This is a genomic window from Streptomyces sp. WAC03905, assembly GCF_057371075.1.
Map to the genome: position 1 here is coordinate 5,311,196 of NZ_JBXYDZ010000003.1, position 12,647 is coordinate 5,323,842.

At 72.2% G+C, this 12,647-nt stretch carries 9 protein-coding genes; 5 read left to right on the plus strand and 4 right to left on the minus strand.

The window, feature by feature from the left end; all coding sequences use genetic code 11:
* The first annotated feature begins 201 nt into the window (after positions 1 to 201).
* Both ppdK and AC2RP6_RS26485 read left to right on the plus strand, forming a co-directional pair.
* Complete coding sequence (gene ppdK / locus AC2RP6_RS26480) at positions 202 to 2,910, plus strand: pyruvate, phosphate dikinase (RefSeq protein WP_486448451.1); 2,709 nt, start codon at positions 202 to 204, stop codon at positions 2,908 to 2,910.
* A gap of 386 nt (positions 2,911 to 3,296) precedes the next feature.
* On the plus strand, positions 3,297 to 4,295 hold the full coding sequence (locus AC2RP6_RS26485; RefSeq protein ID WP_486448452.1) for an ArsR/SmtB family transcription factor: 999 nt from the start codon (positions 3,297 to 3,299) through the stop codon (positions 4,293 to 4,295).
* A gap of 54 nt (positions 4,296 to 4,349) precedes the next feature.
* Here AC2RP6_RS26485 and AC2RP6_RS26490 read toward each other — a convergent pair whose 3' ends face one another.
* Positions 4,350 to 5,510 carry an alkaline phosphatase PhoX gene (locus tag AC2RP6_RS26490; RefSeq protein ID WP_486448453.1) on the minus strand — a complete coding sequence of 387 codons (1,161 nt, stop codon included), beginning with the start codon at positions 5,508 to 5,510 and terminating at the stop codon, positions 4,350 to 4,352.
* A 588-nt stretch (positions 5,511 to 6,098) separates the two neighbouring features.
* On the opposite strand from AC2RP6_RS26490, the gene AC2RP6_RS26495 reads away from it, so the two are divergent.
* Complete coding sequence (locus tag AC2RP6_RS26495) at positions 6,099 to 6,512, plus strand: VOC family protein (RefSeq protein WP_486448454.1); 414 nt, start codon at positions 6,099 to 6,101, stop codon at positions 6,510 to 6,512.
* A gap of 32 nt (positions 6,513 to 6,544) precedes the next feature.
* On the opposite strand, the gene nirD is transcribed toward AC2RP6_RS26495, so the two are convergent.
* The 3 genes from nirD to AC2RP6_RS26510 are packed head-to-tail and all read right to left on the minus strand — an operon-like array spanning position 6,545 to position 10,729.
* Complete coding sequence (nirD, locus tag AC2RP6_RS26500; RefSeq protein WP_030819359.1) at positions 6,545 to 6,877, minus strand: nitrite reductase small subunit NirD; 333 nt, start codon at positions 6,875 to 6,877, stop codon at positions 6,545 to 6,547.
* The gene (gene nirB, locus AC2RP6_RS26505; protein WP_486448455.1) at positions 6,874 to 9,399 is read right to left on the minus strand and encodes a nitrite reductase large subunit NirB; all 2,526 of its coding nucleotides are present in this window, start codon (positions 9,397 to 9,399) and stop codon (positions 6,874 to 6,876) included. The genes nirD and nirB overlap by 4 nt, the downstream gene beginning before the upstream one ends.
* A 1-nt stretch (position 9,400) precedes the next feature.
* Positions 9,401 to 10,729, minus strand: a complete 1,329-nt coding sequence (locus tag AC2RP6_RS26510) for an NAD(P)/FAD-dependent oxidoreductase (RefSeq protein ID WP_486448456.1) — start codon at positions 10,727 to 10,729, stop codon at positions 9,401 to 9,403.
* A gap of 157 nt (positions 10,730 to 10,886) precedes the next feature.
* Between AC2RP6_RS26510 and AC2RP6_RS26515 the strand changes: the two genes are divergently transcribed.
* Both AC2RP6_RS26515 and AC2RP6_RS26520 read left to right on the plus strand, forming a co-directional pair.
* The gene (locus AC2RP6_RS26515) at positions 10,887 to 12,182 is read left to right on the plus strand and encodes a ferredoxin reductase family protein (RefSeq protein ID WP_486448457.1); all 1,296 of its coding nucleotides are present in this window, start codon (positions 10,887 to 10,889) and stop codon (positions 12,180 to 12,182) included.
* Between the two features lie 147 nt (positions 12,183 to 12,329).
* Entirely contained in the window at positions 12,330 to 12,623 is a 294-nt protein-coding gene (locus tag AC2RP6_RS26520; RefSeq protein WP_486448458.1) for a hypothetical protein, read from the plus strand.
* The last annotated feature ends 24 nt before the right edge of the window (positions 12,624 to 12,647 follow it).

Below are 12,647 nucleotides of genomic sequence, written 5' to 3' on the forward strand. Positions count from 1 at the left end.
TGAACAAGCCTCAGGAGCCCCCTCACCCTTCGGGATCTGAACGCTCTTCGGGCTTTCTGGTTACCCTTGAGTTACTTTCGATCTGCTGGCGCACGGGTGGTTACGGCCGCATGACGGCCAAGTGGACGTACCCAGAAGCCTTCGATCTGGGTATGTTCCTGGCCGTCAGGGCAGCCACCGAGCCTCGAGGAGTCGAGACCCGTGTCGGAAAACAAAGATCAGAAGTTCGTCTACGACTTCACCGAGGGCAACCGCGACCTCAAGGACCTTCTCGGCGGCAAGGGTGCCAACCTCGCCGAGATGACCAACCTGGGTCTGCCGGTCCCTCCCGGCTTCACCATCACCACCGAGGCCTGCCAGGTCTACCTCGACAGCGGCTCGGCCCCGGCCGCGCTGCGCGACGAGGTCAGCGCCCACCTTGCCGCCCTCGAGTCGAAGATGGGCAAGAAGCTCGGTCAGTCGGACGACCCGCTGCTGGTCTCCGTGCGTTCCGGTGCCAAGTTCTCGATGCCCGGCATGATGGACACCGTCCTGAACATCGGCCTCTCCGACGAGTCGGTCACCGGCCTCGCCTCCCAGGCCGGTGACGAGCGCTTCGCGTGGGACTCCTACCGCCGCCTGATCCAGATGTTCGGCAAGACCGTCCTCGGCGTCGAGGGCGAGCTCTTCGAGGACGCCCTCGACGAGGCCAAGGCCGCCAAGAAGGTCACGGTCGACACCGACCTCGACGCCGCCGACCTGAAGAAGCTCGTCAAGGTCTTCAAGAAGATCGTGGCGAAGGAGGCCGGCCGCGAGTTCCCGCAGGACGCCCGCGAGCAGATGGACCTCGCCGTCGAGGCCGTCTTCAACTCGTGGAACACCGACCGCGCCAAGCTCTACCGCCGCCAGGAGCGCATCCCGAGCGACCTGGGCACCGCCGTCAACGTCTGCTCCATGGTCTTCGGCAACCTGGGCCCCGACTCCGGCACCGGCGTCGCCTTCACCCGCGACCCCGCCAGCGGCCACGCGGGCGTCTACGGCGACTACCTCCAGAACGCCCAGGGCGAGGACGTCGTCGCGGGCATCCGCAACACCGTGCCGCTCGCGGACCTGGAGTCCATCGACAAGGCCTCGTACGACCAGCTCATGACGATCATGACCACGCTGGAGACCCACTACAAGGATCTCTGCGACATCGAGTTCACGATCGAGCGCGGCCAGCTGTGGATGCTCCAGACCCGTGTCGGCAAGCGCACCGCCGGCGCCGCCTTCCGCATCGCCACCCAGCTCGTGGACCAGGGCCTGATCGACGAGGCCGAGGCCCTCCAGCGCGTCAGCGGCCACCAGCTCGCGCAGCTGATGTTCCCCCGCTTCGACGAGGGCGCCAGGACCACCCTGCTCGGCCGCGGCATCGCCGCCTCCCCGGGCGCGGCGGTCGGCAAGGCCGTCTTCGACTCCTACACGGCCGTCAAGTGGTCCCGCTCCGGCGAGAAGGTCATTTTGATCCGCCGCGAAACCAACCCGGACGACCTGGACGGCATGATCGCCTCCGAGGGCATCCTGACCTCGCGCGGCGGCAAGACCTCCCACGCGGCCGTCGTGGCCCGCGGCATGGGCAAGACCTGCGTCTGCGGTGCCGAGGAGCTCGACGTCGACACCAAGCGCCGCCGCATGACGGTCGGCGAGACGGTCATCGAAGAGGGCGACGTCGTCTCCATCGACGGCTCCACCGGCAAGGTCTACCTCGGCGAGGTACCCGTCGTACCGTCGCCGGTCGTCGAGTACTTCGAGGGCCGCATGCACGCCGGCGCCGACGACGCCGACGAGCTCGTCGCCGCCGTGCACCGGATCATGGCGTACGCGGACCGTGTCCGCCGCCTGCGGGTGCGCGCCAACGCCGACAACGCCGAGGACGCGCTGCGCGCCCGCCGCTTCGGTGCCCAGGGCATCGGCCTGTGCCGCACCGAGCACATGTTCCTCGGTGAGCGCCGCGAGATGGTCGAGCGCCTGATCCTCGCCGACACCGACGGTGAGCGCGACGAGGCACTCAGTGCCCTGCTGCCGCTGCAGAAGCAGGACTTCACCGAGCTGTTCGAGGCGATGGACGGCCTGCCCGTCACCGTCCGCCTGCTCGACCCGCCGCTGCACGAGTTCCTGCCCGACATCACCGAGCTGTCCGTGCGCGTCGCCCTCGCCGAGTCCCGCAAGGACGCCAACGAGAACGACCTGCGCCTGCTCCAGGCCGTCCACAAGCTGCACGAGCAGAACCCGATGCTGGGTCTGCGCGGCGTCCGCCTGGGCCTGGTCATCCCCGGTCTGTTCGCCATGCAGGTCCGGGCGATCGCCGAGGCCGCGGCCGAGCGCAAGAACGCCAAGGGCGACCCCCGCGTCGAGATCATGATCCCGCTCGTGGGCACCGTCCAGGAGCTGGAGATCGTCCGCGAGGAGGCCGACGCGGTCATCGCCGAGGTCGAGGCCGCCACCGGCACCACCCTCAAGCTCTCCATCGGCACGATGATCGAACTGCCGCGCGCCGCCCTGACGGCCGACCAGATCGCCGAGGCCGCGCAGTTCTTCTCCTTCGGCACGAACGACCTGACCCAGACGGTGTGGGGCTTCTCCCGCGACGACGTCGAGGCCAGCTTCTTCACCGCGTACCTGGAGAAGGGCATCTTCGGGGTCTCGCCCTTCGAGACCATCGACAAGGACGGCGTCGGTTCGCTGGTCCGGCACGCGGCCAAGCTGGGCCGGGCCACCCGCCCCGACCTCAAGCTCGGCGTCTGCGGCGAGCACGGCGGTGACCCCGAGTCCGTCCACTTCTTCCACGAGGTCGGCCTCGACTACGTCTCCTGCTCGCCCTTCCGGATTCCGGTGGCGCGCCTGGAGGCCGGCCGTGCGGCCGCCGAGGCGAAGGGCAGCGACAGCCGCTGACCCCGCCGGGCCCCAAGGGCCCCATAGACCGCGCCTGTCCCCGGGTTCCCTGACTGCCCGGGGGCGGGCGCGCCTCATTTTTTCTGTTCAACAAGTCTTTACGCCAGCAGGCGGTGGACGGATCCCCACCCGTCCACCGCCGCTGTCATTCTGCCGGGCACGTCGGCGCTTCCCAGTGCGACCGACCGCCAGGCCCCGCAAAGCCCCCCACGGCCTTCGCGGAGCGTTTCGGTCGCACCGGAGTGTGCCCGGCGGAGTACAGGATTTCGGTTGTCACGCCCCTGCCGAAAGGGGTTTCAACTGTGGCCGAAAGGGCGTGGTGACCACGTGTGACTGCGTGCATACTCATGGGGCGGGGGGATTGCGGTTGCACAGGTGGGGGTTCGGTGCTGCGTATCCATTTCACTGGAGTGGACCTGGCACGCGTACGGATGGCAGGGCGTCCCGATGCGTTGTGGGAGACGATTCTCAGCTTTCACCGCTTAAGAGACCGGCGTGACGCCCGGTTGTTCGGTGAATGGCGTACGGAAACCCGGAGCCGGTTGAATAGTGAAACACGCACCCTCGGTATGCTCATACCGAGTCGCGGTTATTTCCCCGATTTCCTGACCCCTGTGGAGGGGCAGTACGGGTGGGACGTGGGGCTCGACGCGCTGCGCGGGATCCGTCCCGAGCGCATGCGCCGTGAGCTCCAGCTGCTGGGGGCCGGAGCGCCCACCACGCCGCGGCTGCGGGACTTCATGGAGGGCGGTACCAAACAGCTCCCGAGGCTGATGGGCGAGCTGCGCGCCTACCACCGGGCGGCCGTGGAGCCGTACTGGACCCATATACAGGCCCAGATAGAAGCCGAACGGGCGGCACGCGGCCGCGCGTTGCTCGACGGCGGCGCCGACGAGCTGCTGGCCTCGCTGCCGCCCATGCTGCGCTGGCGGGCCCCGGTGCTGGAGTGCGACTACCCCGTGGACCGGGACGTACGGCTGCGCGGGCGCGGGCTGCTGCTCCAGCCGTCCTTCTTCTGCCGGCGCACCGCGGTGACCCTGCACGACCCGGAGCTGCCGCCGGTGCTGGTCTACCCCGCCGCGGCGCAGCTCGCCTCCGCCCCGGGGAGCGGCGAGGCGGCCCGGCCCGTGGAGGACCAGCGCCAGCGCACCCTGGGCAAGCTGGTCGGGCACACCCGCTCGGTCGTGCTGCGGGCCATAGGGGACGGCGCCACCACCAGCGAGCTGGCCCGCCGGGCCGGCGTCTCGCTGGCCTCCGCGAGCCAGCACGCCTGCGTGATGCGCGAGGCGGGCCTGGTCACCACCCTGCGCCGCGGCAACGCGGTCCTGCACACCGTGACCCCGCTGGGAGCGGCGCTCCTCAAGGGCGGGGCCGTGGCCTCGTGACACGCCGGCGGCCCCCGGCCCGGGAAGGGGCCGGGGGCCGCCGGGAGGCCTCCGTCAGGTGCGGAACGGGCCCGTCACCTCGTAGGTGATGCCGCCGGAGGAGCTGCCGCTCGTACCGCGCTGGCTGGAGAAGTAGAGCCGGTTGCCGGCGGGCGAGAAGGCCGGGCCGGTGATCTCCGAGGAGGACTGCCCGGTGATCCGCAGGAAGGGCGCCACCACGTCGTCGGGGGTGATCACGCAGATCTCCATGTTCCCGCCGTCCTCGGCGACGTACAGGTCGCCGTAGGAGGAGCCGGTGACGTTGTCGACGCCCGTCAGCGGGGCAGCTCCGCCGGGCACGAGCGAGTCGTCGTAGGCCAGCTCGTACGTGCTGTTCGTGAGGTTGAGCTGCCAGACCCGGTTGTCGCCCTTGGTGGTGAACCAGACGGTGTCGTTGGCGTAGTGGCAGCCCTCGCCGCCGTTGAACTTCTTCGAGCCGGAGACCTGGCTGCGGGTGGCGGTCGGCGAGCCGTCCGGGTCCGGGACGTTCTGCCAGGTGAAGGAGCCGGAGGTGGCCGTGCCGGCCTTGAGGACCTGGAGGGTGCCGGAGGAGAGGTTGCCCCAGGTGGTGGGGATGAAGCGGTAGAAGCAGCCGCTCGTCTCGTCCTCGGTCAGGTAGATCACCTGGCGGACCGGGTCCGCCGCGGCCGCCTCGTGCTTGAAGCGGCCCATCGCCGGGCGCTGGACGGCCGCGTTCACGCCGTACGGGTCGGTCTCGTAGACGAAGCCGCGGTCGACCTCCTCGCAGGACAGCCAGGTGTTCCACGGGGTCTTCCCGCCCGCGCAGTTCTGCCGGGTGCCCGACAGGATCCGGTAGGCGCCGGTGACGGTGCCGGAGGAGTTGAACTTCACCGCGCTCGCGCCGCCGGAGGGGTTGATCTCCGAGTTGGACACGTAGATCCACCCCGAGCCGTCGGCGTAACACGCACCGCCGTCGGGGGCGCTGTGCCAGGTGTAGGAGGTACCGCTGACGGTCTGGCCCGAGCGGGCGATCACCCGGCTGGTGAAGCCGGCCGGGAGCATGATGCCGTTGGCGTCGGCCGCGCCGAGCGCCCCGTAGGGGCCGGCACCGGGCTGGGCGGGAGCCGCGTAGGCCGCCCCGTGCATCAACGTGCCGCCGAAGGCGGCGGCCGACGAACCGATCACTGCGCCGCGCAGGAAGGTACGACGTTCCACGGTCACTCCTGTGGGAGGAAGGCCCCGCGGCCGGACGGACGCGGGGTCGCACGCGTCGAGGAACCTAGGAGACGCCAGTTGACGCGGCGCCAAATCCGCATGACGTCCGGGCGACCGGTCGGCGTTCAAACCCGCGGCGGGGATTTCCGCGCGCCCGCGGCTTTCTTTCCCGGAGGCTTTCGCCGAAACCGGCCGCACCGGCGCCGGGCGGATTACCGCGGCCCGTCCGCGCACGGGTCCGCGAGCGGCTCCGCGAACGGCTCTCCGCCACCGGCTCCGCGAACGGTGGAGCGCGTTCGCACTGCGCCGCGTCCGCGAAGACCGCCGCCGCCCGGCGCCCGCCCCGCTGACCGCCCGGCGGGCCGTACCCGCCAGTTCCGGCCTCTCTCGGTGGCCGGGGTTTAGCCACCGGCCCTCCGGGCGGCCGGGGTCCGGGTGCCGACCGTAGCCCTGGGCCCCGCCCTGACCTGCGGATTCGTCGGGGCGAAAGAAAAGTTCAGAAAACTTCGCGCGGGGCGATGAGTTTTCCCCGGCCCCGTGGTCTACCTCTTCGACAGCACCGACCGAGCAGTACAGAGAGGGACCTCGATGTCCGCGACCATGATCTTCGTCAACCTGCCCGTCAAGGACCTGGACGCCAGCAAGGCCTTCTGGGGCAAGCTGGGCTACTCCTTCAACGCCCAGTTCTCCGACGAGAACTGCGCCTCGATGGTCATCAGCGACACCATCGTCGCGATGCTCCTCACCGAGGCCCGCTACAAGGACTTCACCCACAAGGAGATCGCGGACGCCACCCGGACGTCCGAGGTCCTTCTGTGTCTGAGCGCCGACAGCCGTACCGCGGTCGACGAGCTGGTGGACGGGGCCCTGGCGGCCGGCGCCACCGAACCCCGTCCGGCCCAGGACCACGGCGTCATGTACGGCCGTGCCTTCGACGACCTCGACGGCCACACCTGGGAGATCATGTGGATGGACCCGGCCGTCGTCCAGAAGCAGGACTGACCACCGGGCCCACCGGGCCCACCCCCTGCCGGTCAGGAGGTCGCGGCGGTCCGCACCGGGTAGGTGAGGACCGCCACCTCCTCGTCGTCCAGGCAGCGCCCCGTCTCCAGGTCGAAGCGCTGCTTGAGCAACGGGGAAGCCACGAAGGGCCGGCCCGCCGTGGCTCCCACCAGACCGCGCGAGAGCACCTGCGCCCCGGTGAAGGGGTCCTGGTTGCCGATGGCGTACGCCCGCCCCGCGCGGTCGACGAACACCGCCGCCTGGCTGCCGTCGGGCAGCAGCGCCGCGACCCCGCGTCCGGGGATGAGCGCCGACAGCTCGCACACCGTCAGCCAGCCCTGCGCCACTTGCAGTTCCACGGTCATCGGACGGCACCTCCTATGGTCAGGACGGCCAGGTCGGGCTTGACCTGGTCGCGCTCGGGGACGAACCTCACGGTCGGGTCGGGCGCACCGGGCGCGTTCACGAAGGACACGAACCGGCGCAGCCGCTCCGGGTCCTGCAGCGTCTCGGCCCACTCGTCCCGGTAGTTGGCCACGTGGTCGGCCATCAGGGACTCCAGCTCCGCGCACAGCCCCAGCGAGTCGTGCACGACCACGTCCCGCAGGTGGTCCAGGCCGCCCTCCAGCCGCTCCAGCCAGGTGGATGTCCGCTCCAGCCGGTCGGCGGTGCGGATGTAGAACATCAGGAACCGGTCGATCAGCCGGACCAGTTCCGCGTCCGAGAGGTCCTGGGCGAGGAGGTCGGCGTGGCGCGGCGTGGCACCGCCGTTGCCGCCGACGTAGAGGTTCCAGCCGCTCGCCGTCGCGATGACCCCGAAGTCCTTGCTCTGCGCCTCCGCGCATTCGCGGGCGCAGCCGGACACCGCCGACTTCAGCTTGTGCGGGGCGCGCAGGCCCCGGTAGCGCAGCTCCAGGTCGATGGCCATCCGGACGCTGTCCTGGACGCCGTAGCGGCACCAGGTCTGTCCGACGCAGGACTTCACCGTGCGCAGGGCCTTGCCGTAGGCGTGTCCGGATTCGAAGCCGGCGTCGACGAGCCGCGCCCAGATCCGCGGGAGCTGGTCCACGCTCGCGCCGAAGAGGTCGATGCGCTGACCGCCGGTGATCTTCGTGTAGAGCCCGAAGTCGCGGGCCACCTCGCCGATCACGATCAGCTTGTCGGGGGTGATCTCACCGCCGGGGATGCGCGGGACGACCGAGTACGAGCCGTTGCGCTGCAGGTTCGCGAGGAAGTGGTCGTTGGTGTCCTGGAGGGCGGCCTGCTCCCCGTCCAGGACGTAGCCGCTCGCGCCCAGCGTCGCCGCGAGCGAGGCGATGATCGAGCCGACGGCCGGCTTGCAGACCTCGCAGCCGTCGCCGCCGCGGGCCTCGGGGCGGCCGTGGCCGTCGAGGATCTGCTCGTAGGAGGTCAGCCGCCGGGTGCGGACGATCTCGTAGAGCTCGGCCCGGGTGTACGGGAAGCAGCCGCACAGCCCCTTGTCGGCGGCGGCCGGGAGGAGCTGCCCGATGACCTTGACGCAGCTGCCGCAGCCGGTACCCGCCTTGGTGCACTTCTTGACCTCGGGGAGGGTGGTGCAGGCGGTGATGGCCTTCTTCGTGACGTTGTGGCAGGAGCAGATCACCGCGGTGTCGGGCAGGGCGGACGGCCCCAGCGCGACCGGTGCGCCGACGCCCGCGGGCAGGACCAGCTGCTCGGGGGCCACGGGCGGCACGCTGCCGGTGAGCGGGCGCAGCAGGCCGTAGGCGTCGGCGTCGCCGACCAGGACCCCGCCGAGGAGGACCCCGTCGGGGGAGACCACCAGCTTCTTGTAGACGCCGGAGCGGGAGTCGGACCAGACGACGTCGAGGCTGTCGGGGGCGTTGCCGTGGGCGTCGCCGAAGGAGGCCACGTCCACGCCGAGCAGCTTCAGCTTGGTGGAGAGGTCGGCCCCGGTGAACTCCTTCTCCCGGCCGAGCAGGTCGTCGGCCGCTGTCTCGGCCATCTCGTAGCCGGGGGCGACCAGGCCGTAGACCCGGCCGTCGACAGCCAGGGCGCACTCGCCGATGGCGTAGACGTGCGGGTCGGAGGTGCGGCAGCGGGCGTCGACGGCGATGCCGCCGCGTTCGCCGACGTCCAGGCCGGCGTCGCGGGCGAGATGGTCGCGGGGGCGGACGCCGGCGGAGAAGACGACGAGGTCGGTGTCGACGGTGGAGCCGTCGGAGAGCCGCATGCCGCTGACGTGTCCGTCCTCCCCGGTCACGACCTCCTGGGTGCCGACACCGGTGTGGACGGTGAGGCCCATGGACTCGATGGTGCGCAGCAGGGCGGCGCCGCCGCCCTCGTCGACCTGGACGGGCATCAGGCGCGGGGCGAATTCGACGATGCGGGCGGCGAGACCGAGGCCCTGGAGGGCGCCGGCGGCCTCCAGGCCGAGGAGTCCGCCGCCGACGACCGCTCCGGTGGTCTTGTCCTTCGCGTACTCCTCGATGGCCAGGAGGTCCTCGATGGTGCGGTAGACGAAACAGCCGGGGGCGTCCTTGCCGGGGACGGGCGGCACGAAGGGGTAGCTGCCGGTGGCCAGGACCAGGACGTCGTACGGGAGGACCCGTCCGGAGCGGCTGGTGACGGTGCGGGCGGCCCGGTCGATGTGCTCGGCCGGGTCGTCGAGGTGGAGGGTGATGCCGTGCTCGGCCATGAACCCGGCGGGCGTCATGGACAGGTCCTCGGGGGTGCTGCCGGAGAAGTACGAGGTCAGGTGCACGCGGTCATAGGCGGGCCGGGGCTCCTCGCAGAGCACGGTGATCCGGTGAGTGGCGGTGGCTCCGCGCTCGGCGAGCGCTTCGAGGTAGCGCTGGCCGACCATGCCGTGCCCGATGAGCACGATCGTGGGCAGGGGCTCGGTCATGTCAGTGGCCTCCGTCGTCGGTGAGCAGGTGGAACAGGTCGTGCGGTGCTTCCCCGCCCTCCCAGGTGCGGGCGAGGGCGCCCACCGTGGAGAGTTCGCCGAGCAGTACCCCGCCGACGAGGCGGTCGCCGCGCACGACGACCTTGCGGTAGGTGCGCCGGGTGGCGTCGGCGAGACGGACCACGTCGTCGCCGGGCCGGGGGGTGGTCTCGCCGAAGGCGGCGAGGTCCAGGGAGCCGTCGCCGGCTCCGCCCAGGGTGAGGCGGGTGAGGGCGCGGGTGCCGGTGTAGGGGGCGGAGCCGCCCGTCAGGACCGCCGCGAGGGCGTCGGCCTGTTCCAGGGCGGCGCCGGCCAGACCGTAGACCTGGCCGGCGTGTTCGGCGCAGTCGCCGATGGCGTGGACGCGGGGGTCGCTGGTGCGCAGTTCGTCGTCGACGAGGATGCCCTTGCGGGTCTCCAGGCCTGCGGCCTGTGCGAGGCCCGTGCGGGGGCGTACACCGCAGGCGAGGACGACGACGTCGGCGCCGAGGTGGTAGCCGTCGGCGAGCTCGACGCCGGTGACGTGCCGTCGGGCCGGTGCGGGCCGGCCGGCTGCTGGGGTGCGGGGCAGCCGCGCCGCGGCCACGTCCGCCCCGCCGGCGTTCGAGGCGCCGGGGTCCGGGGGCACGTCCCCCGGCAGCGGTGCCGCGGTCGTCGTCAGGCCCCGGACCCGGCACTCCGTGTGGATCTCCACCCCCAGCTCGGTCAGGTGCGTCGCCAGCAGGGCGGAGGCGTCGGCGTCCAGCTGGCGCTCCATCAGGCGCTCGCCCTGTTGCGCCAGGACCACCACCGCTCCGCGCGCGGCCAGCGCACGGGCGGCCGAGACGCCCAGCAGGCCCCCGCCGATCACCACCGCCCGCACGCCGGGTCGTACGGCCGCCGAGAGCGCCAGGCAGTCGTCCATCGTGCGGAACGCGTGCACCCCGTCGGGCAGTTCCCGCCCCTCGGGCTCGAACAGCCCGCGCAGCGGGGGGAGCACCGCGTTCGAGCCGGTGGCCAGGACCAGCGTGTCGTACGGGGCGACCGTGCCGTCGTCGCAGTGGACGGTCCGCTCCGCGCGGTCCACGCGCACCGCCCGGACCCCGCGCCGCAGCGCCGGGCCGGGTGCCGGGAGGGCGGTCACCTCCGGCGCGTACCGGCCCGCGAGGACTTCGGCGAGCAGGACCCTGTTGTACGGGGCGTGGGTCTCCTCGCCGAGGACGGTCACCGTGGCGGCCGGGCCCAGCCGGTTCGCGAGCCGCAGGCCCGCGAGGCCGCCGCCGATCACCACCACACGCTTTTCCGAGGTCATGCCATGAGGGTGCGCGGCCGCTGTTTCCCCGCCGCATCGCCTCTGTTACCCGGACGGAACGCCGACCTCAGCGGCGCGGTTAAGGGTCGGTGAGGCCTTCCTCAAGGCCGCCTTAAGGATCATCGCGGGCGCTGCCGGGGCCCTTAGCGTGATTCGCATGCGAGATGCGGCGGTGCGGGTCAGGGGCGGGATCCTGGGCGGGGCGGGGGTGGTGGTCCTGCTCTGGGCGGTACAGGTCCGGCCTTCGGCGCGCCCCGACGCGCTGTTCGCCACCGCCGCGCACCTGACCGGCCTGCTCGCCGGGTACGGGGTGCTCGTGCTGCTCTTCCTGATGGCCCGGGTGCCCGCGGTCGAGCACGGGGTCGGCGCAGACCGGCTGGCCCGCTGGCACGCGTTCGGCGGCCGCCACGTCCTGCTCCTCTGCTTCGGCCACGGGCTCTTCGCCCTGCTGGGGTACGCCGTGCACACCGGGGCCGACCTGGTGCGCGCCGTCCGGGAGCTGCTCGGCTACCCGGCCATAGCCGCCGCCGCGGCCGGGACCGTCCTCCTGGCCGCGGTCGGTGCGAGCTCCGCCCGGGCGGTACGCCGCCGGATGTCGTACGAAACCTGGCGCGGGGTGCACCTGCTCGTCCACCTCGCTGCGGCGCTCGGCTTCGGCCACCAGCTCGCCGGGCCCGACCTCGCCGCCGCGGCCTGGTTCTGGGCGCTGGCCCACACCATGGTCGCCGTGCTGCTGGTCTGGTACCGCCTCGTGGTTCCCGTACGGCAGGCCCTGCGGCACGCGCTGCGGGTCGCGGAGGTCCGCTTCGAGGGGCCCGGGGTCGTCTCCGTCGTCGTCAGGGGCGAGCACCTGGCGGAACTGCGGGCGGAGCCGGGGCAGTTCCTGCGCTGGCGGTTCCTGCGGCGGGGGCTGTGGCCGACCGCCCTGCCGTTCTCCCTGTCCGCGCCGGTCCGGGGCGACGTGCTGCGGATCACCGTGAAGGGGCTCGGCGGGCACTCCCGTCGGATCCGCCGGCTGCGTCCCGGCACGCGGGTCCTCGCCACCGGGCCGTTCGGTGCGCTGACGGCCGCGCGGCGGACCCGGCCCAAGGTGCTGCTGATCGCCGGCGGGGTCGGGATCACCCCGATGCGGGCGCTGTTCGAGACGCTGCCGGGCGGGCCCGGGGACATCACCCTGCTCTACCGGGCCGGAGCCGAGGAGCACCTGGTGCTGCGCGCCGAGCTGGAGGCCATCGCCGCCGAGCGGCAGGCGGGGCTGCACTACCTCCTCGGGCCTTCGGACGCCGCCTACGACCCGCTGGCCCCGCAGGCGCTGGCCGCGCTGGTGCCCGACCTGGCCGAGCACGACGTCTACCTGTGCGGGCCGCCGGGGATGGCCGGGGCGACGCGGGCCTCGCTGCTGCGGGCCGGGGTGCCGTCCGGGCGGATCCATTCGGAGGCGTTCAGCTTCTGACAGCTGCCGAGCCGCGCCCGCCCCCGTCGTCGATGCCGTTTTCCGTCGTTGTCGTCCCCCCGCCGTTGCCGTCCCGCATCGTTGCCGTCCCGCATCGTTGCCGTCCCGCATCGTTGTCGTTCCCCCCGCCCGAGGAGTTCCCGTCCCATGCGTCACCCGCTGCACGTCGCCCTGTCCGTGCCCGTGGGCGTCACGGCTCCGTGCCCGTCCCCGTCGCCCGCCGCCCGGCACCGCAAGCCCCGCAGACCCTCGCCGGTGCGGGCCGCCCTGGCCGCACTGGCGCGCGTACCCCCCGCGGGGCGGCTCGCGGCGGGGCTGGGGGCGGCGGGCGTGCTGGCCGCCAGCGTGCTCACCGCGGTCGTGGACCCGGCCGCTCCGGTGGCCCCGGACCGGGTCCCGGCCGGGCAAAGCTCAACCTTTGCGCAAGTTTCCGGGGAATGAATGGCCACTGCACCGACAGCTCCA